Below are 18,439 nucleotides of genomic sequence, written 5' to 3'. Positions count from 1 at the left end.
GGTGCGGCAGGCGCCGGCGATCAGGCGCCGGGGTCCGGCCGCCGACGCGCGTGGCCGTGACGGAGCGGGGGTGACGGGATGGCGCAGCGATGGGACGCGGACCGTCGGCAGTGGGTCGACGACGGTGACGAGGGTGACGGCCGTGAGGGTGGCGGCCGTCCGGACCCGTCCGACGGTGGCCAGGGGGACGGGGAGCAGCGGAACGGCGATCAGTGGTGGGCCGCCGCCACGCAGGCCGGTGCGGTGCGGCCCGACCTGTACCCGCCGCAGCCGACCGGGACGCCCGGGACGCCCGGGACGCCCGGGACGCCCGGGGCGCCGGGCGGGCCGCCGCCGTCGCAGCAGCAGTCCTGGCCGCCCCAGCAGCAGTCCCCCGCATGGTCGCCGCCCGTCCAGCCGTGGCCCGGGGGTGGTGCGCCCGTGCCCGGCGGGGGTCAGGGGCAGGGGCCGGGGGACTCGCGCAAGCTGTTGCTGGTGATCGTCGCCGTGGCCGTTCTGGCGGGCGGTGTCGGGGGCGGACTCTGGGCCATCACCAGGGACGACGCCTCGGGCGGCCGGACGGAGGGCGGACCGGCGGTGACCGTCACCGCGACCACCGGGGTCCCCTCGGACGGCCCGTACAACACCGGCGACGAGGGCGCCTACGCCGACCCGGCGTCGCCCACCGCCCCGGCGCCGTCCCCCGGGTACAGCAGGGCGGTCGATCCGCTCGGCTACAGCGTGGACGTGCCCGCCGGCTGGGCGCGCGACCAGACGCAGGGGAAGCTGGCGCCCGTCGTCACGTACACGGCCCCCGGCGGCGACCGCAAGCTCATGGTGTTCGAGGTCAAGGAGGTCTCCGTGACGGACTCCTCGGCGCAGGCCCAGGACATCGCGGAGGGGTTCAAGGGCTACCGGTACCTGAACCGGCGGAGCGGCGCCGACTGGACGGAGTTCAGCTACCGCTACGACAGCAGACAGTTCGGGCCCACCGGGACCATCGACCACCGCTTCCAGGCCGCGGACGGCACGCCGTACGCCATCGTCGCCAGCGGCCCCGCGGGCACGGACATGAGCGATCAGCTCACGACGGCCCTGGACTCCTTCTGCCCGGCCGGGTCCGCCTGCGGCGGCTGATGACGTCCGGCCGGTCCGCTCGCAGCGGCTGATCGCCACCCACCGGCCTGTTTATTCGTCCCTTCTCATCCTGTTTTGGTGGGTTTTTCCGTGACCTGGCGCACTTTCGGTGTCCGGTTGTGCATGCATCCCGGGCCGAGGGGCATGTGCTCACGGCCCCCGGGGGTCACACCTGTGTGACTCAGGGGCGTCGAACAGGAACGGAAGGCAACACCGATCATGGCCGGACAGCAGCAGGCAGAACAGACCATCCACGTGGGCGGCGAGTGGCGCGCGGCGCTCTCCGGCGCGACGCGCGAGATCCTCGACCCCGCCGATGCCAAGCCGTTCGCCGTGGTCGCGGAGGGCGACGAGAAGGACACCGACCTCGCGGTCGCCGCCGCCCGCCGCGCCTTCGACGAGGGCCCCTGGCCGCACACCCCCGTCGCCGAGCGCGCCGCTCTGCTGCGCCGTGTCGCCGACCTCCTCGTCCGCGACCGCGAGGAACTCGGCCTGCTGGAGAGCCGGGACGCGGGCAAGACCGTGGAGGAGGGGCGCGTCGACATCGACTGTGTCGCCGACGCCTTCCGCTACTTCGCCGACCTCGTCGTGGGTGAGGGCGGCGGACGCGTGGTCGACGCGGGCTCGGCCGACATCCACAGCGTCGTCGTGCACGAACCCGTCGGGGTCTGCGCGCTGATCACCCCCTGGAACTACCCCCTCCTCCAGGCCAGTTGGAAGATCGCTCCGGCACTCGCCGCGGGCAACACCTTCGTGGTCAAGCCCAGCGAGATCACCCCGCTGACCACCGTCGCCCTGCTCGGACTGCTCGCCGAGGCGGGCCTGCCCGACGGGGTCGCGGGAATCGTCACCGGCCCCGGCCACACGGTCGGCGCCCGCCTCGCGGAGCACCCCGACGTCGACCTCGTCTCCTTCACCGGCGGCCTGGTCAGCGGTACGAAGGTGGCGCACGCCGCCGCCGACACGGTCAAGAAGGTCGCGCTCGAACTCGGCGGCAAGAACCCCAACGTCGTCTTCGCCGACGCCTGCGCCACCGAAGAGGGCTTCGACACCGCCGTCGACCAGGCGCTCAACGCCGCCTTCATCCACAGCGGCCAGGTCTGCTCGGCCGGCTCGCGGCTCATCGTCGAGGAGTCCGTGCGCGAGCGCTTCGTCGCCGAACTCGCCCGCAGGGCAGGTGCCATCCGGCTCGGCCGCGGCACCGAGGACGGCGTGGAGTGCGGCCCGCTCGTCTCCGAGGGCCAGCGCGAGAAGACCGAGGCGTACGTCGCCTCCGCGCTGGACGAGGGAGCGGTGCTGCGGTCCGGCGGCAAGCGGCCCGAGCCGTCCGGCGTCCGGCCCGCCACCGGCTACTTCTACGAGCCGACCGTCCTCGACCAGTGCCACCGCGAGATGCGCGTCGTCCGCGAGGAGGTCTTCGGACCCGTCCTGACCGTGGAGACCTTCTCCACCGAGGACGAGGCCGTCGCCCTCGCCAACGACACCGAGTACGGCCTCGCCGGCGCCGTCTGGACCGCCGACGCCGGCCGCGCCCGGCGCGTCGCCGGCCGGCTGCGGCACGGCACGGTCTGGATCAACGACTTCCACCCCTACCTCCCGCAGGCCGAGTGGGGCGGCTTCGGCAAGAGCGGCGTCGGACGCGAACTCGGCCCGGCCGGACTCGCCGAGTACCGCGAGACCAAGCACGTCTACCAGAACCTCGCGCCGCGGCCCGTGCGCTGGTTCGCCGGCTGAACCCCGCCGGGCCGGCACCGCTCGCCGGCCCGGAGACCGACGCACGGTGCCGGGCGCCGGTTCACCGCCCCCAGGGGCGACGACCCGATCCGCCGCCCGGTGCGCACCCGTACCCCGCCGTCCCCCGTCCCCACCTTCGTCCCCCTCCCCGACCCCCCACCGCACAAGGCACCTTGGAGCACATTCCATGTCCCAGCACGAGAACAGGTACGACTACGTCGTCATCGGCGGCGGCACGGCGGGCTCCGTGATCGCGTCCCGCCTCACCGAGAACCCCGACGTCACCGTCGCCGTCATCGAGGGCGGGCCCAGCGACGTGGGCCGCGACGACGTCCTGACCCTGCGCCGCTGGATGGGCCTGCTCGGCGGGGAACTCGACTACGACTACCCGACGACCGAGCAGCCACGCGGCAACTCCCACATCCGGCACAGCCGCGCCCGGGTGCTCGGCGGCTGCTCGTCGCACAACACGCTGATCGCGTTCAAGCCGCTGCCGTCCGACTGGGACGAGTGGGAGGCGGCCGGTGCCAAGGGCTGGGGCGCGGTGCCGATGGAGGCGTACTACGCGCGGCTCCTCAACAACATCGTGCCGGTCGACGAGAAGGACCGGAACGCCATCGCCCGCGACTTCGTGGACGCAGCGCAGACCGCGCTCGACGTGCCCCGCGTCGAGGGCTTCAACCAGAAGCCGTTCACCGAGGGCGTCGGCTTCTTCGACCTCGCGTACCACCCGGAGAACAACAAGCGCTCCAGCGCCTCCGTCGCGTACCTGCATCCCGTGATGGACGAACGCCCCAACCTGACCGTCCTGCTGGAGACCTGGGCGTACAAGCTGGAACTCGACGGGACCCGGGTCACCGGCGTGCACGTCCGCACGAAGGACGGCGAAGAGGTCCTCGTGAGCGCGAAGAACGAGGTCCTGCTCTGCGCGGGCGCCGTCGACTCCCCGCGCCTGCTGCTGCACTCCGGCATCGGCCCCGCCGGAGACCTGGAGGAGCTGGACATCCCCGTCGTGCACGACCTGCCCGGCGTCGGCGAGAACCTCCTCGACCACCCCGAGTCGGTGATCGTCTGGGAGACGAACGGACCGATCCCGGAGAACTCCGCGATGGACTCCGACGCGGGCCTGTTCGTCCGCCGCGACCCCGAACAGCAGGGCCCCGACCTGATGTTCCACTTCTACCAGATCCCGTTCACGGACAACCCGGAGCGCCTCGGCTACGAACGCCCCGAGCACGGCGTCTCGTTGACCCCCAACATCCCCAAGCCGCGCAGCCGCGGCCGCCTCTACCTGACGAGCGCCGACCCGGCCGTCAAGCCCGCCCTCGACTTCCGCTACTTCACGGACGAGGACGACTACGACGGCCGCACCCTCGTCGACGGCATCAAGATCGCCCGGGAGATAGCCAAGGCCGAGCCGCTCGCCGGCTGGCTCAAGCGCGAGGTCTGCCCCGGCCCCGCCGTCACGGACGACGAGGAACTCAGCGCGTACGCACGCCAGGTCGCGCACACCGTCTACCACCCGGCCGGCACCTGCCGGATGGGTGAGACGTCCGACGAACACGCGGTCGTCGACCCGGAGTTGAGGGTCCGCGGCCTCGAAGGCATCCGCATCGCCGACGCGTCCGTCTTCCCGACCATGCCCGCCGTGAACCCGATGATCGGGGTGCTCATGGTCGGCGAGAAGGCCGCCGAGCTGATCGGGGGCGGTGCGTGATGAGTACGACCACCGACGTGAACCCGTCCGCCGCGGACGACAGCACGGCAGCCGGAACCACCACCACCCTGCCCGGCGAAGGAGTCGAGATGAGCGGCAACGAGACCGAGCCCGTCTTCTCCGTACAGAACCTGTGGAAGGTCTTCGGACCGAAGGCCGACCGCGTCCCCGGCGACCCCGAACTCGCCTCGCTCGACGCCGCCGAACTGCGCGCCGCCACCGGCTGCACCGCCGCCGTCCGCGACGTCAGCTTCGACGTCCGCAAGGGCGAGGTCTTCGTCGTCATGGGCCTGTCCGGCTCGGGCAAGTCCACCCTCGTCCGCTGCCTCACCCGGCTGATCGAGCCGACCTCGGGCCGGCTCGCCATCGACGGCGAGGACGTCCTCGCCATGGACAAGGGCCGGCTGCGCGAACTGCGCCGGCACCGCGCCGCCATGGTCTTCCAGCACTTCGGCCTGCTGCCGCACCGCTCCGTCCTCGACAACGTCGCCTACGGCCTGGAGATCCAGGGCGTCCCGCGTGAGGAACGCCGCGCGAAGGCCGCCGAGGTCGTCGCCAAGGTCGGCCTGGAGGGCATGGAACAGCGCAGGCCCGGACAGCTCTCCGGCGGTCAGCAGCAGCGCGTCGGGCTGGCCCGCGCGCTCGCCGTCGACCCCGAGGTCCTGCTCTTCGACGAGCCGTTCAGCGCGCTCGACCCGATGATCCGGCGGGACATGCAGGAGGAGGTCGTCCGGCTGCACCACGAGGAGGGCCGCACCATGGTCTTCATCACCCACGACCTCTCCGAGGCCCTGCGCCTCGGCGACCGCATCGCCCTGATGCGCGACGGACGGATCGTCCAGCTCGGCACCCCCGAGGAGATCGTCGGCTCCCCGGCCGACGACTACGTCCGCGAGTTCGTCCGGGACGTACCCCGCGAACAGGTCATGACCGTGCGCACGGCCATGCGGCCCGGCGCCTGCGGCGCGACCGAGCACCCCGACGCGCTCGCCCCCGGCACCGTCGTACACGACGCCATCCGGACCGTCTCCGGCAGCGGACGCGCCGCCTGCGTCGTCCAGGACGGCCGCTGTCTCGGCGTCGTCGACCACGAACGGCTGCTCGCCGTCGTCGCCGGAGCGGACCTGAACGCCGGCGAGGACGCCCGGACCGGCGCGGACCCACGCGGCGGCGCGGACCTGCGGAAGGAGGCGGTGTGATGGCCACAGTCACCGCGTCCGCTCCCCGCACCGTCCTGCCCGCCCGCCTCCGGCACCCCGCCGTCGGCAAGCTCCTGCTGCTCGCCCTCGTCGCCGCGGTCCTCGTGCCGCTCGCCGACGCCCACTGGGCCAGCGGCAGCTGGCCGCACGCCCTCACCGTCGACCTGACCGAACCGCTCGGCAGGGCCAGCGACTGGATCATCGACAACCGCGACAGCCACCCGCTGTTCCTCTACTTCTTCGGCTACGTCAGCAACGCCGTCGTCCTCTCCGTGCACGGCGTCTACCTGCTGCTCCTCGCCGCCGGCTGGGCCGGAGTGACCGCCGTCGCCGCCGTCGTGGCCTGGCGCGCGGCCGGCGTCCGGCTGGCGCTCGGCACCGGTGCCGCGTTCCTCGCCTGCGGACTGCTCGGCATGTGGGTGCCCACCATGCAGACCCTCGCGGTCATGGTGGTCGCCGTTCTCGCCTCCGTCGTCCTCGGCGCTCTGCTCGGCCTCGCCGCCGGGCTCTCCGACCGCACCCACCGCGCGCTGCGCCCCGTCCTGGACACCATGCAGGTGCTCCCGGCCTTCGCGTACCTGCTGCCGGTCGTGCTGGTCTTCGGCATCGGCGTCCCCGCGGCCGTCCTCGCCACCGTCGTCTACGCCGCCCCGCCCATGGCCCGCCTCACCGCGCTCGGTCTGCGCGACGCGGACGAGGGCGTGATGGAGGCCGTCGCCTCGCTCGGCGCCACGGCCCGCCAGCGGCTGCTCACCGCACGCCTCCCGCTGGCCCGCAAGGAACTCCTCCTCGGCCTCAACCAGACGATCATGATGGCGCTGTCCATGGCCGTCATCGCCTCCGTCATCGGCGCCGGCGGTCTCGGTGACCGCGTCTACCAGGCACTCGCCTCCGTCGACGTGGGCGCCGCCCTCTCCGCGGGCATCCCGATCGTGCTCCTCGCCGTCGTCCTCGACCGCGTCACGGGCGCGGCCGGCGAACGCCTCGGCGAGGCCCGCGCGAGCACCCCCTGGCTGTACGGGGCGGCCGCCGCGGTGGTCGTCGCGGTCGCCGGACGACTCGCCGGCCGGTTGGACTGGCCCGACGCGTGGGTCGTCGACATCGCCGAGCCGGTGAACAACGCCGTCGACTGGATGACCGACCACCTGTACTCGGGCGTCCCCTACATCGGCGGCACCGCCGACTGGGCGGGCCACTTCACCACGTGGGTCCTCGACCCCGTCCGGGACGGCCTGCAATGGCTGCCCTGGTGGTCCGTGCTGCTCATCGTCGCCGCCCTGGCCTGGCTCATCGGCACCTGGCGCACCGCCCTCACCGCCGTCCTCGCCATGGCCGCGATCGGTGTGCTCGGCGTGTGGAAGCCGTCCCTCGACACGCTGTCCCAGGTACTCGCCGCCGTCGCCGTGACCCTCGTGATCGGCTTCGCCGTCGGCATCGCCGCCGCGCGCAGCGAACGCTTCGAGCGACTGCTCCGGCCGGTCCTCGACGTCTTCCAGACCATGCCGCAGTTCGTGTACCTCATCCCCGTGGTCGCCCTGTTCGGCGTCGGCCGCGCACCCGCCGTCGCCGCCGCCGTGGTCTACGCGCTGCCCGCCGTCGTCCGCATCACCACCCAGGGACTGCGCGCCGTCGACCCGGCCGCCATGGAGGCCGCCCGCTCCCTCGGCGCGACCCCCACGCAGCAACTGCGCCAGGTCCAGCTCCCGCTGGCCCGTCCGGCGCTGCAACTCGCGGTCAACCAGGGCGTCGTCCTGGTCCTCGCCGTCGTCATCATCGGCGGCCTCGTCGGCGGTGGCGCGCTCGGCTACGACGTCGTGTTCGGCCTCGCGCAGGGCGACCTGGCCACCGGCCTGGTGGCCGGCGCCGCGATCGTCTGCCTCGGCCTGATGCTCGACCGGGTGACCCAGCCCACCGAACGCCGCGTGAGGAAGGGAGCCTGACATGCGACTCCGTACGACATCCGCCGCCGTGGCCGGCGCATCGGCCCTGCTGCTGCTCACCGGCTGTGGCGCCGCCGACATGACCAAGCAGGCCTCGCCCTTCGCGAACGCCCAGGGCGCGAAGACGGTGACCCTGTCCGTGCAGTCCTGGGTCGGTGCCCAGGCCAACGTGGGCGTGGCGCAGTACCTGCTCGAACACGAGCTGGGCTACCGCGTCGACACCGTCCAGGTCGACGAGGTGCCCGCCTGGGACGCGCTCAGCCAGGGCCGTGTCGACGCGATCCTGGAGGACTGGGGCCACCCCGACCAGGAGAAGCGCTACGTCGACGACAAGAAGACGATCGCCCCCGGCGGCGAACTCGGCGTGACCGGGCACATCGGCTGGTACGTCCCGACGTACTTCGCCAAGCAGCACCCCGACGTCACGAACTGGAAGAACCTGAACAAGTACGCCGACCAGCTGCGCACCCCCGAGAGCGGCGGCAAGGGACAGCTCCTCGACGGCTCCCCGTCCTATGTCACCAACGACAAGGCGCTCGTGAACAACCTGAAGCTCAACTACCAGGTGGTGTTCTCCGGTTCGGAAGCCGCGCAGATCACGCAGATGAAGCAGTTCGCGAAGGAGAAGAAGCCCTTCCTCACGTACTGGTACTCCCCGCAGTGGCTCTTCGAAAAGGTCCCGATGACCGAGGTGAAGCTGCCCGCCTACAAGGAGGGCTGTGACGCGGACGCGGCGAAGGTCGCCTGCGCCTACCCGCACACCCCGCTGCAGAAGTACCTCAACGCCGACTTCGCGAAGACCGGCGGGAAGGCGGCGGCCTTCCTGAAGAAGTTCAAGTGGACCACCGAGGACCAGAACGAGGTCTCCCTGATGATCGCCAACGACAAGTTGACGCCGCAGGAGGCCGCGAAGAAGTGGGTCGACCAGCACCGGTCGACGTGGCGGGCCTGGCTGTCCTCGTAGCCGGAGCACACCTGGGGTGGGGCGGGGCCGACCGACGCGGCCCCGCCCCACCTTTCACGCCGGCCCGCCGCGGGCTACCTCAGCCCCGCCGCGACGTCCCCCAGCAACTCGGCCGCCCTGCGCTGCAGGCCAGGCCCGAACGTGACCCGGGTGGCGCCGAGTTCACCCAGTTCGGCCGTCGGTACGCCGTCGAGCTGGGCGAACACGTTCAGCGGCCCGCGGATGCCGGACCGCAGCAACGGCAGCACGCCGGTCGGCGCCCCGATCGGGTACACGCAGTCCGCCCCCGCGGACACGTACAGCGCGGCCCGCTCGATGACCCGCTCCGGGTCCCCGTCGCCGTACACGAACACATCGACGCGGGCGTTCACGAACAGCAGGTCCGCCGCCGCGCTCCGTACCTCCGCCAGCCACTCGGCGTGCCGGTCCGCGTCCTGGAGGACACCGCCCTCGGAGTCCTCCAGATTGCAGCCGACGGCGCCCGCCTCCAGGAGCCGCTCCACCAGTTCCTTCGGCGCGAGCCCGTAGCCGCCCTCCACGTCCGCCGACACCGGCACGTCGACGGCCCGGACGATCCGCGCGACCGCCGCGAACATCTCGGCGGCCGGCGTCCGGCCGTCCGCGTACCCGAGGGAGGCGGCGACGCCCGCGCTCGGTGTCGCCAGTGCCGAGAACCCGGCGTCGGCGAACACCCGCGCGCTCGCCGCGTCCCACGGCCCGGGCAGCACCAGCGGATCGTCCGGCAGGCGACCGTGGTGCAGCGCCCGGAACCGCTCCACCCCGCTCACCACGCGGCGGTCCCGGCCGCGAGCGCGGTGGCCCGGGCTCCGGCCGCGGTCACTTGTGCTGACCGGCCTGGTAGTGACCGGGCACCATGCGGCAGGTCACGCCGAACCGGTTCCAGGCGTTGATGACCGTGACGCAGGCGATCAGCTGGGCCAGCTCGGCCTCGTCGAAGTGCTCGGCCGCCCGCTCGTAGACCTCGTCCGGCACGAAACCGTCCGTCAGCACCGTGACGGCCTCGGTCAGCTCGACGGCCGCCAGCTCCCGCTCCGTGTAGAAGTGCCGCGACTCCTCCCACGCGCCGAGCTGCACGATCCGCTCCACGCTCTCGCCGGCCGCGAGGGCGTCCTTGGTGTGCATGTCGAGGCAGAACGCGCAGTGGTTCAGCTGCGAGGCGCGGATCTTCACCAGTTCCAGGAGCACGGGGTCCACCCCGCGCCGGGCCGCCGCGTCGAGCCGGACCATCGCCTTGTAGACGTCGGGCGCGAGCTGGGCCCAGTTCAGCCGCGGCGTGTGCTCGGGCGCGTACGGCGCGCTCTCGCCGGCCGTGGTGGTGGTCTCCGTCGTCGTCCCGCTGGTCATGGCGTTCCTCCTGGTGGTCCGCGGTCGTGTCCCGCGTCGTCGTGTCACCGACACTACGAGGGGAGTAGCCCAGGGGTATGGTCCATTTCCATGGCGAAAACATGGGCCACTCTGGGAGTCGACCTCCATGTGGAACCGACCGGATCCGGTGTCCGCAAGGGGCTGACCGACGCGCTGCGCGAGGCGGTGCGGGGCGGCAGGCTCGCCCCCGGAACCCGCCTCCCGTCCTCCCGCTCGCTCGCCACCGACCTCGGCATCGCCCGCAACACGGTCGCCGACGCCTACGCCGACCTCGTCGCCGAGGGCTGGCTCACCGCCCGCCAGGGATCCGGCACCCGGGTGGCCGAGCGGGCCGTCGTACCGCAGACGCCCGAACCCGCGCAGCGCCGCCGGGAGCAGGGCCAACCCGTCTACGACCTCGTCCCCGGCAGCCCCGACCTCGCCTCCTTCCCGCGCACCGCCTGGCTCAAGGCCGCCCGCCGCGCCCTGACCGACGCACCCCACGAGGCACTCGGCTACGGCGACCCGCGCGGCCGGCCCGAACTGCGCGCCGCCCTCGCGGGCTACCTGTCCCGCGCCAGGGGCGTCCGCGCCGACCCGGAGCGGATCGTCGTCTGCTCGGGCTTCGCGGACGCGCTGACCCTGCTCGGAAGCGTCCTGCGCCGGCGCGGACTGCGGTCGGTCGCGGTCGAGTCGTACGGCCTCGACGCGCACTGGAACCTCCTGCACCGCTCGGGTCTGCGCACGACCCCGCTCCCCTTCGACGAACTCGGCACGGACACACGGGACATGGCGGGTGCGCGAGCCGTCCTGCTCACCCCCGCCCACCAGTTCCCGATGGGCGTGCCCCTGCACCCGGACCGCCGGGCCGCCGTCGTCGACTGGGCCCGCGGCACCGGGGGACTGGTCCTGGAGGACGACTACGACGGCGAGTTCCGCTACGACCGGCAGCCCGTGGGCGCGCTTCAGGGTCTGGACCCCGACCACGTGATCCACATGGGCACCGCGAGCAAGTCCCTGGCGCCCGGGCTCCGCCTCGGCTGGCTGGTCCTGCCGCCGTCGCTGGTGGACGAGGTCGTCTCCCTGAAGGCGGAGGGCGGGTGGTCCACCGGTGTGCTGGACCAGCTGACCCTGGCGGAGTTCATCACCTCCGGCGCGTACGACCGTCATGTGCGCGCCGTCCGGCTGCGGTACCGGCGCCGGCGTGACGCCCTCGTCGCCGCGCTCGCCGCCCGCGCGCCCGCCGTCCGGGCCACCGGCATCGCGGCAGGACTGCACGCCGTGCTCCAACTCCCGCCGGGCACCGAGCGGTCGGTCGTCCAGGCCACCGCCTGGCAGGGGCTCGCCGTGCGCGGCCTCGCCCGCCACCGGCACCCCGACGCCTCCGTCCCCCCGCTGGACGCCCTGGTCGTCGGCTACGGCACCCCGCCGGACCACGCGTGGTCCGGCGCGCTGGACGCGTTGTGCCGGGCACTGCCGTGAGACCGGCGCCCGGACACCCCGCGTGCGGCAGCACGTAGACCCTTCTTCGCCACCCGCGGCCCCGGCCTCCTCCGGCGCGGACCGCGGGTCGGCGCGGACGGCGTGCCGGCGAGGACGGCCGGAGGCGTCGGGGGTGAAGGCGTCAGGGGTGGAGGCGCCAGGGGTGGAGGCGCCAGGGGTGGAGGCGCCAGGGGTGAAGGCGCCGGGGGTGGAGGCGCCGGGATTGGCGCTGCGGGGGGTGGCGGTGCCAGGGATCGCCGGCCCCCGTTCGGCAGGCCGGCCAGGGAGGGGGCGCCAGGGATGTGGGTGCCGGGATGGTCGGCACCCCTTCAGCAGGCCGGGCCAGGGATGGGGGCGCCGGAGATGGCCGGCCCCCGTTCGGCAGGCCGTGCGACTCTCCGCGTCACCTCCGTGGACGTGACGCGGAGGGCGCTGTCCGGGCCACCCGGCCGCGCGGGTCCTCACCGAGCCGCGGGAGACGGGCACGGGGAGCACGGGGGCACCCGGTGCGCGGTGACCGGTGTCGTCCTCGCCCCCGGCGCCACAAGGTTCCTCACCCCTGAGGCGGCCCGGCGGATGCGGAGCCGGAGTCGGACTCCGTCTCCGTGCCCGGCGCCTCACCGAACCGGGCCAGCGCCAGCGCGCCCGCCACGGCCACCGCGAACCCGAGGACCGCCAGCCAGGTCAGCCCCTCCCGCGTACGGTCGCCCAGCCAGATCACCCCCACCAGCGCGGGCCCGATCGTCTCCCCGATGACGAGCCCGGCGGTGGCCGTCGTCACCGAACCCCGCTGCAGAGCCGTGGTCAGCAGCAGGAAGGCGGCTCCGCCCCCGACGAGCAGCGCGTACGTCGCCGGGTTGCTCAGCAGGCTCCCCGGGTCGAGGTCCTCGATCAGCCGCACCGCCACCTCGACGACACCGAACCCGAACCCCGCTCCCAGACCCAGCGCGAGAGCCCGTCCCCGGTCGGGCAGCCGGCCGCCGACGAGCCCCAGCAGCAGGACGACCACGGAGATCCCCAGCATCGCGTACTTCAGCCCGAGAGAACCCGTCCGGTCGCCCTCCGTCCCGGACGCCAGGCCCAGCATCGCGAGCCCCACGCACACCACCGCCACCGCGCCCCACTCGACACGGCTCAGCCGCACATGGATCAGCCACGAAGCCACCACCGCGGTCACGGCGAGGCTCGCGGCGAGGGCCGCCCCCACCGCGTAGATCGGAAGGGACCGCAGCGCGGCGATCTGCAGCAGGAACCCGACACCGTCCAGGGCGAGTCCGGCGAGATAGCGCCACTGCCGCAACGCCCGCAGCAGCAGCGTCGCCGCACCCGCGGCCCCGCTGTCGGTCCCACTCTCACCGGCGGCGCGGGCGGCCATCGCCTGGAGGACCGTCGCCGTACCGAAACAGACCGAGGCACCAAGGGCGCACAACATTCCAAAGAGCACGAAGCGACTGTAGGGGACAGTGCGGCGCGGGGGGCCGACGCGGGCTCGGCGTGCGCGATCTCTAATCTGGACTCCGGCCACAACATGATCTGCACAGAACAAACGGGGGAACGGAATGGCAGACGTACAGCGCCGGCTGCGATCGGGCACGGTCGTCCTCGGCGGAATGGGCCTCCTCGCGGCGGCCCTCACCGCCTGCTCCTCGGACGCCCCCGACAAGCGGTGCGTCGACCGCGACAGCTACCGGCTCGGCAAGGGCTACGAGGTCGTCGCCGACAAGAACTGCACCTCCGCCAAGTCCTCGGCCCACGGCACCTGGTACTACGGCGGCACGAACAAGAGCGGCCGGACCGACGGCGGCTCCTTCACCAAGCCCAGCAAGGGATCGGGGAGTTCGAGCGGCGGCAGCCACGGCGGCGGCGTGGACCGCGGCGGCTTCGGCGGCGGCAAGGGCGGCTCGGGCGGCTGACCCGGGAGAACCGCCCGCGTCCCCTCCCGCCGAACAGAGACCCCGCACCCATGGAACGCCGCACCATCGCCCCCCGCCCCGGCTGGCAGCAGACCGTCGAGGAACAGGGGCTCATCTACCCGCTCACCCGCCACCCCGACGACTCGCTGCGCCCCTATTGGGACGAGAGCGCTCACTACGTCTTCTCGCTGCCCGAGGTCGAGGCGCTGGAGGGGGTCGTCGAGGAACTGCACGGCATGTGCCTGGCGGCCGCCGCCCACATCGTCGAGCACGACCGCTTCGCCGACCTCGGCATCGACGACCCGCGGGTCGCGGCGGCCGTCGCCGAGGCCTGGCACCGGCGCGGCGAACTCCCCTCCGTCTACGGCCGGTTCGACCTCCGGTACGACGGCACCGGCCCGGCGAAGCTCCTGGAGTACAACGCCGACACCCCGACCTCACTCGTGGAGGCCGCGAGCCCCCAGTGGTTCTGGATGGAGGACCGCTTTCCCGGCGCCGACCAGTGGAACTCGCTGCACGAACGCCTCGTCGCCGCCTGGAGGAAGCAGGGAGCCCTCCTGCCGCCGGGCAGCCCGCTCCACTTCGCGCACTCCGCCGCCGACGAACTCGGCGAGGACCTGATGACGGTCGCCTACCTGAAGGAGACCGCCGAACAGGCCGGCCTCGCCACCGACTGGATCTCCATGGAGGAGATCGGCTGGGACCCCCTCTCCGGGCGCTTCGTCGACAACCAACTCCGCTTCATCCGCAGCTGCTTCAAGCTCTACCCCTGGGAATGGCTCACCGCCGACCGGTTCGCCGACCACGTCCTGGACACCCTCGACAACGGTGGAGGCACCGGGAGCACGCTCTGGATCGAGCCCGCCTGGAAGATGCTCCTCTCCAACAAGGCGCTCCTCGCGATCCTCTGGGAGCTGTACCCCGGCCACCCGAACCTTCTTCCCGCCTACCTCGACGGCCCCCGCGAACTCGCCCGCACGAACGGGTACGTCGCCAAGCCCCTCCTCGGCCGCGAGGGTGACGGCGTGACGATCCACGAACCCGGCGAAGCACCCGTCATCCGCGAAGAGGCCTGCTGCTACCAGGAACTGGCGCCGCTCCCGTCCTTCGACGGCAACCGGGTCGTCCTCGGCGCCTGGGTCGTCGAGGACGCGTCGGCGGGCCTCGGCATCCGCGAGTCCTCCGGCCCGATCACCGACGAGTACGCCCGCTTCCTGCCTCACGTGATCCTCTAGATCCCGACAGGATCGGACCCGGCCGACAGGATCGGACCGAGCCGGACCCGACAGGCCGGGAACCCGGGGACTCTTGCTACGCCCCCAGCACATCCCGCAGTTGCCCCAGGCCCCAGTCCAGGTCCTCCTTGCTGATGACCAGGGGCGGGGCGACCCGGACGGTGACACCGTGGGTGTCCTTGACCAGCACACCCCGGTCCATCAGCTTCTCGGAGATCTCCCGCCCCGAGCCGAACTGCGGGGCGACATCGACGCCCGCCCACAGCCCCCGCCCGCGCACCGCGGTCACATGACCGGAACCGGTGAGCAGCGCCAGCTCGCGGTGCAGATGCGCGCCGAGCTCGGCGGCCCGCTGCTGGTACTCGCCCGTCCGCAGCATCGCGATCACCTCCAGCGCCACCGCGCACGCCAGCGGGTTCCCCCCGAACGTCGACCCGTGCTCCCCGGGCCGGAACACCCCCAGCACCTCCGCGCTCGACACCACGGCCGACACGGGTACCACCCCGCCGCCGAGCGCCTTCCCGAGGACGTACATGTCCGGCACGACACCCTCGTGCTCGCACGCGAACGTCCGTCCCGTGCGCCCGAGCCCCGACTGGATCTCGTCCGCGACGAACAGCACCCCCCGCTCCCGCCTCAGCTCCCGCACCGCCGGCAGATAGCCGGGCGGCGGCACCAGCACCCCGGCCTCTCCCTGGATCGGTTCGAGCAGGACCGCCACGGTGTTCTCCGACACCGCCGCCCGCATCGCCGTCAGATCCCCGTACGGCACGATCTCGAATCCCGGCGTGTACGGGCCGAAGTCCGCCCGCGCCTCCTGGTCCGTCGAGAAGCTGATGACCGTCGTCGTACGCCCGTGGAAGTTGTTGCCCGCGACGACGATCTTCGCTCGCCCCTCGGGCACGCCCTTGACCCGGTACCCCCACTTCCGGGCCGTCTTCACCGCGGTCTCCACCGCCTCAGCGCCCGTGTTCATCGGCAGCACCATCTCCATGCCGCACAACGACGCCAGCTCCCGGCAGAAGTCCGCGAACCGGTCGTGGTGGAACGCCCGCGACGTCAGCGTCACCCGGTCCAGCTGCGCCTTCGCCGCCTCGATCAGCCGCCGGTTGCCGTGGCCGAAGTTGAGCGCGGAGTAGCCGGCCAGCAGATCGAGGAAGCGACGCCCCTCGACATCCGTCATCCACGCTCCGTCCGCCGTCGTCACGACGACGGGCAGCGGGTGGTAGTTGTGCGCGCTGTGCGCGTCGGCCGAGGCGATGAACGCCTCCGTCGTCTCCAGGGCATCCATGGCGGTCACCGGAACTCCGTTCTCCGACCCGCGAAGGGTGGGCTTGTGGCCCCCTTCCTATCGTCGCTCGCATGGTGGACGGGGGAACCCGGTGATCCGGCGCGCCCGGTAGGCTGACCGGCGGGGCCGTGACTGGCGCGCTGGGATGGGACCGACCATCGGGGAGCGGCACCCGCGCTGTGACTTCTCCGGGAACCGTCCCGGACCCCCGGCCGCTGCATCCGGCCGTACGAGGGGGCCCGGCGGTGGTGTCCGGGCGGGAAGCCGCGGCAACCGAGTGCCGTGCGCCTGGGCCGACCCGTGAACGCTGAACGCCACGTCCGGAGGCCGTCATGCCAGAGCCCCTTTCCACCGAGTCCACCGCCTTCCGCAGCGCCCTCGACGTGATCAGGGCCGTCGAGCCCCGCGTCGCCGACGCCATCGGCCAGGAAGTCGCCGACCAGCGCGACATGCTCAAGCTCATCGCGTCCGAGAACTACGCCTCCCCGGCCACCCTGCTGGCCATGGGCAACTGGTTCAGCGACAAGTACGCCGAGGGCACCGTCGGCCGCCGCTTCTACGCCGGCTGCCGCAACGTCGACACCGTCGAGGCCCTCGCCGCCGAGCACGCCCGTGAACTCTTCGGCGCCGAGCACGCCTACGCCCAGCCGCACTCCGGCATCGACGCCAACCTCGTCGCCTTCTGGGCCGTCCTCGCCGCCCGCGTCGAGGCCCCCGCCCTCGCCAAGGCAGGCGTCCGCAACGTCAACGACCTCACCGAGGCCGACTGGGCCGAACTCCGCCAGGCCTTCGGCAACCAGCGCATGCTCGGCATGTCCCTCGACGCGGGCGGCCACCTCACCCACGGCTTCCGCCCGAACATCTCCGGCAAGATGTTCGACCAGCGCTCGTACGGCACCGACCCCGCCACCGGCCTCATCGACTACGAGGCCCTGCGCACCTCCGCCCGCGAGTTCAAGCCGCTGATCATCGTCGCCGGTTACTCCGCCTACCCCCGCCTGGTGAACTTCCGCATCATGCGGGAGATCGCCGACGAGGTCGGTGCCACCCTCATGGTCGACATGGCCCACTTCGCCGGCCTCGTCGCGGGCAAGGTCCTCACCGGCGACTTCGACCCGGTGCCGCACGCCCAGATCGTCACGACGACCACGCACAAGTCGCTGCGCGGCCCGCGCGGCGGCATGGTCCTGTGCGACGAGACGCTCGCCGAGCAGGTCGACCGCGGCTGCCCGATGGTGCTCGGCGGCCCGCTCCCGCACGTCATGGCCGCCAAGGCCGTCGCGCTCGCGGAGGCCCGCCGCCCCGAGTTCCGCGACTACGCGCAGGCCGTCGTCGACAACGCCCGCGCCCTCGCCGAGGGTCTGATGCGCCGCGGCGCCACGCTGGTCACCGGCGGCACCGACAACCACCTCAACCTCATCGACGTCGCCTCCTCCTACGGCCTCACCGGCCGTCAGGCCGAGTCGGCCCTGCTCGACTCGGGCATCGTCACCAACCGCAACTCCATTCCCGCCGACCCGAACGGCGCCTGGTACACCTCCGGTATCCGCATCGGCACGCCCGCCCTGACCACCCGTGGTCTCGGTGCGGCCGAGATGGACGAGATCGCCGGTCTGATCGACCGCGTCCTCACCGCCGCCGAGGCCGGCACCACCGCCAAGGGCGCCCCGTCCAAGGCTCAGCACGTCCTCGACGCGAAGATCTCCGACGAGATCGCCCACCGCGCCACCGACCTGCTGGCGCCGTTCCCGCTCTACCCGGAGATCGACCTCGGCTGACAGCCGCCGACCGGCCGGTTCCTACAGGTCGATCAGCTCCTGGCGTGGCTCCCGCGGCGATCCGGCGTTCACTCGCCGGGTCGCCGCGCGGCGTATGCACCACGGGATCCCGGCGCCCAGCAGCAGACCCGCCGCGAGTCCTGCCGACGCCCACTCCGCCCGCGCCGGCGCCGGTCCTTCCGCAGCCACCGGCGCAGCCCGCTCCGGGCCGAACAACTTCCCCTCCCGGGCCAGCTGCCCGAACACCGAGCGGGGCGCCCGGTGCCAGCGGATGTCGTCGTCCACCACGTCGGGTGAGACGTCCGTGCGGACCCACGGTGTGCCGTCCTGCGCGAGGAACACCTGGTCCTGCCGCTCGACGGCGACGTCCCCGCCGGGCGCCCGACCGGTCTGCGGCCAGCCCCCGACACCGGTCAGCCCCCAGACGACGGTGGCCCGCACCTGCGGATAGTCCCCCCTCGCCCACGCGTCGGGCACCCGCTCCGTCCCCGTGAACCGCGGCGCCAACAGCCGCCACAGCCGTCCGAAGTCCCGCTCCCCGGAGCGCAGCGTCGTCGTCCGCCCGGTGTCGCCGGCGATCACCAGCGCCAGGTCCGGGGTGTCACCTCTGCGGGAGCCCCCGGCATCTTCCGCGGCCCGGGCCGCGGCGGCACCGACCGTGAGCGACGCCGACAAGGCCACCGCCACGGACGCGAGGACGAGCCC

15 protein-coding genes are annotated in these 18,439 nt (G+C 72.9%); 10 read left to right on the top strand and 5 right to left on the bottom strand.

Features of this window, described 5'->3' with window-relative positions; all coding sequences use genetic code 11:
* The first annotated feature begins 78 nt into the window (after positions 1-78).
* From ABZT74_RS18695 to ABZT74_RS18670, 6 genes are all read left to right on the top strand, one after another.
* On the top strand, positions 79-1,116 hold the full coding sequence (locus tag ABZT74_RS18695; protein ID WP_356436213.1) for a hypothetical protein: 1,038 nt from the start codon (positions 79-81) through the stop codon (positions 1,114-1,116).
* A 219-nt stretch (positions 1,117-1,335) separates the two neighbouring features.
* On the top strand, positions 1,336-2,850 hold the full coding sequence (locus tag ABZT74_RS18690) for an aldehyde dehydrogenase family protein (protein WP_356171080.1): 1,515 nt from the start codon (positions 1,336-1,338) through the stop codon (positions 2,848-2,850).
* A 187-nt stretch (positions 2,851-3,037) separates the two neighbouring features.
* Entirely contained in the window at positions 3,038-4,567 is a 1,530-nt protein-coding gene (locus tag ABZT74_RS18685; protein ID WP_356436211.1) for a GMC oxidoreductase, read from the top strand.
* 89 nt (positions 4,568-4,656) lie between these two features.
* Positions 4,657-5,766 (top strand): glycine betaine/L-proline ABC transporter ATP-binding protein, encoded by a 1,110-nt coding sequence (locus ABZT74_RS18680; protein WP_355877099.1) that lies wholly within the window; start codon positions 4,657-4,659, stop codon positions 5,764-5,766.
* The gene (locus ABZT74_RS18675; protein WP_356436209.1) at positions 5,766-7,706 is read left to right on the top strand and encodes an ABC transporter permease subunit; all 1,941 of its coding nucleotides are present in this window, start codon (positions 5,766-5,768) and stop codon (positions 7,704-7,706) included. Before ABZT74_RS18680 ends, ABZT74_RS18675 begins: the two co-directional genes overlap by 1 nt.
* A gap of 1 nt (position 7,707) precedes the next feature.
* The gene (locus ABZT74_RS18670; protein ID WP_355876824.1) at positions 7,708-8,670 is read left to right on the top strand and encodes an ABC transporter substrate-binding protein; all 963 of its coding nucleotides are present in this window, start codon (positions 7,708-7,710) and stop codon (positions 8,668-8,670) included.
* A gap of 74 nt (positions 8,671-8,744) precedes the next feature.
* On the opposite strand, the gene ABZT74_RS18665 is transcribed toward ABZT74_RS18670, so the two are convergent.
* Both ABZT74_RS18665 and ABZT74_RS18660 read right to left on the bottom strand, forming a co-directional pair.
* Positions 8,745-9,458: an isocitrate lyase/phosphoenolpyruvate mutase family protein gene (locus tag ABZT74_RS18665; RefSeq protein WP_356436361.1), complete on the bottom strand. Its 714-nt coding sequence runs from the start codon at positions 9,456-9,458 to the stop codon at positions 8,745-8,747.
* Between the two features lie 49 nt (positions 9,459-9,507).
* Positions 9,508-10,035, bottom strand: a complete 528-nt coding sequence (locus ABZT74_RS18660) for a carboxymuconolactone decarboxylase family protein (protein ID WP_355876821.1) — start codon at positions 10,033-10,035, stop codon at positions 9,508-9,510.
* Positions 10,036-10,125: 90 nt separating this feature from the next.
* Between ABZT74_RS18660 and ABZT74_RS18655 the strand changes: the two genes are divergently transcribed.
* Positions 10,126-11,517, top strand: coding sequence for a PLP-dependent aminotransferase family protein (locus tag ABZT74_RS18655; protein WP_356436206.1), 1,392 nt, complete (start codon positions 10,126-10,128; stop codon positions 11,515-11,517).
* A 553-nt stretch (positions 11,518-12,070) separates the two neighbouring features.
* Here the strand turns inward: ABZT74_RS18655 and ABZT74_RS18650 are convergent.
* Positions 12,071-12,949 carry a hypothetical protein gene (locus ABZT74_RS18650; protein ID WP_356436358.1) on the bottom strand — a complete coding sequence of 293 codons (879 nt, stop codon included), beginning with the start codon at positions 12,947-12,949 and terminating at the stop codon, positions 12,071-12,073.
* Positions 12,950-13,076: 127 nt separating this feature from the next.
* Here ABZT74_RS18650 and ABZT74_RS18645 point away from each other — a divergent pair, with 127 nt between their 5' ends.
* Positions 13,077-13,430, top strand: coding sequence for a hypothetical protein (locus ABZT74_RS18645; RefSeq protein WP_356171066.1), 354 nt, complete (start codon positions 13,077-13,079; stop codon positions 13,428-13,430).
* Between the two features lie 50 nt (positions 13,431-13,480).
* A complete protein-coding gene (locus ABZT74_RS18640) occupies positions 13,481-14,665 on the top strand; it encodes a glutathionylspermidine synthase family protein (protein WP_356436204.1) in 1,185 nt (394 codons plus the stop codon).
* A 76-nt stretch (positions 14,666-14,741) separates the two neighbouring features.
* Here ABZT74_RS18640 and rocD read toward each other — a convergent pair whose 3' ends face one another.
* Positions 14,742-15,947 carry an ornithine--oxo-acid transaminase gene (rocD, locus tag ABZT74_RS18635; protein WP_356436355.1) on the bottom strand — a complete coding sequence of 402 codons (1,206 nt, stop codon included), beginning with the start codon at positions 15,945-15,947 and terminating at the stop codon, positions 14,742-14,744.
* 341 nt (positions 15,948-16,288) lie between these two features.
* On the opposite strand from rocD, the gene ABZT74_RS18630 reads away from it, so the two are divergent.
* Positions 16,289-17,734 carry a glycine hydroxymethyltransferase gene (locus ABZT74_RS18630; protein WP_164369362.1) on the top strand — a complete coding sequence of 482 codons (1,446 nt, stop codon included), beginning with the start codon at positions 16,289-16,291 and terminating at the stop codon, positions 17,732-17,734.
* A gap of 21 nt (positions 17,735-17,755) precedes the next feature.
* Here ABZT74_RS18630 and ABZT74_RS18625 read toward each other — a convergent pair whose 3' ends face one another.
* Positions 17,756-18,421 (bottom strand): hypothetical protein, encoded by a 666-nt coding sequence (locus ABZT74_RS18625; protein WP_356436202.1) that lies wholly within the window; start codon positions 18,419-18,421, stop codon positions 17,756-17,758.
* Between the last annotated feature and the right edge of the window lie 18 nt (positions 18,422-18,439).

The sequence above is a fragment of the Streptomyces sp. NPDC005302 genome, from assembly GCF_040607345.1.
Classification (GTDB): domain Bacteria; phylum Actinomycetota; class Actinomycetes; order Streptomycetales; family Streptomycetaceae; genus Streptomyces.
This window is presented reverse-complemented; position numbering and strand designations above follow the sequence as displayed.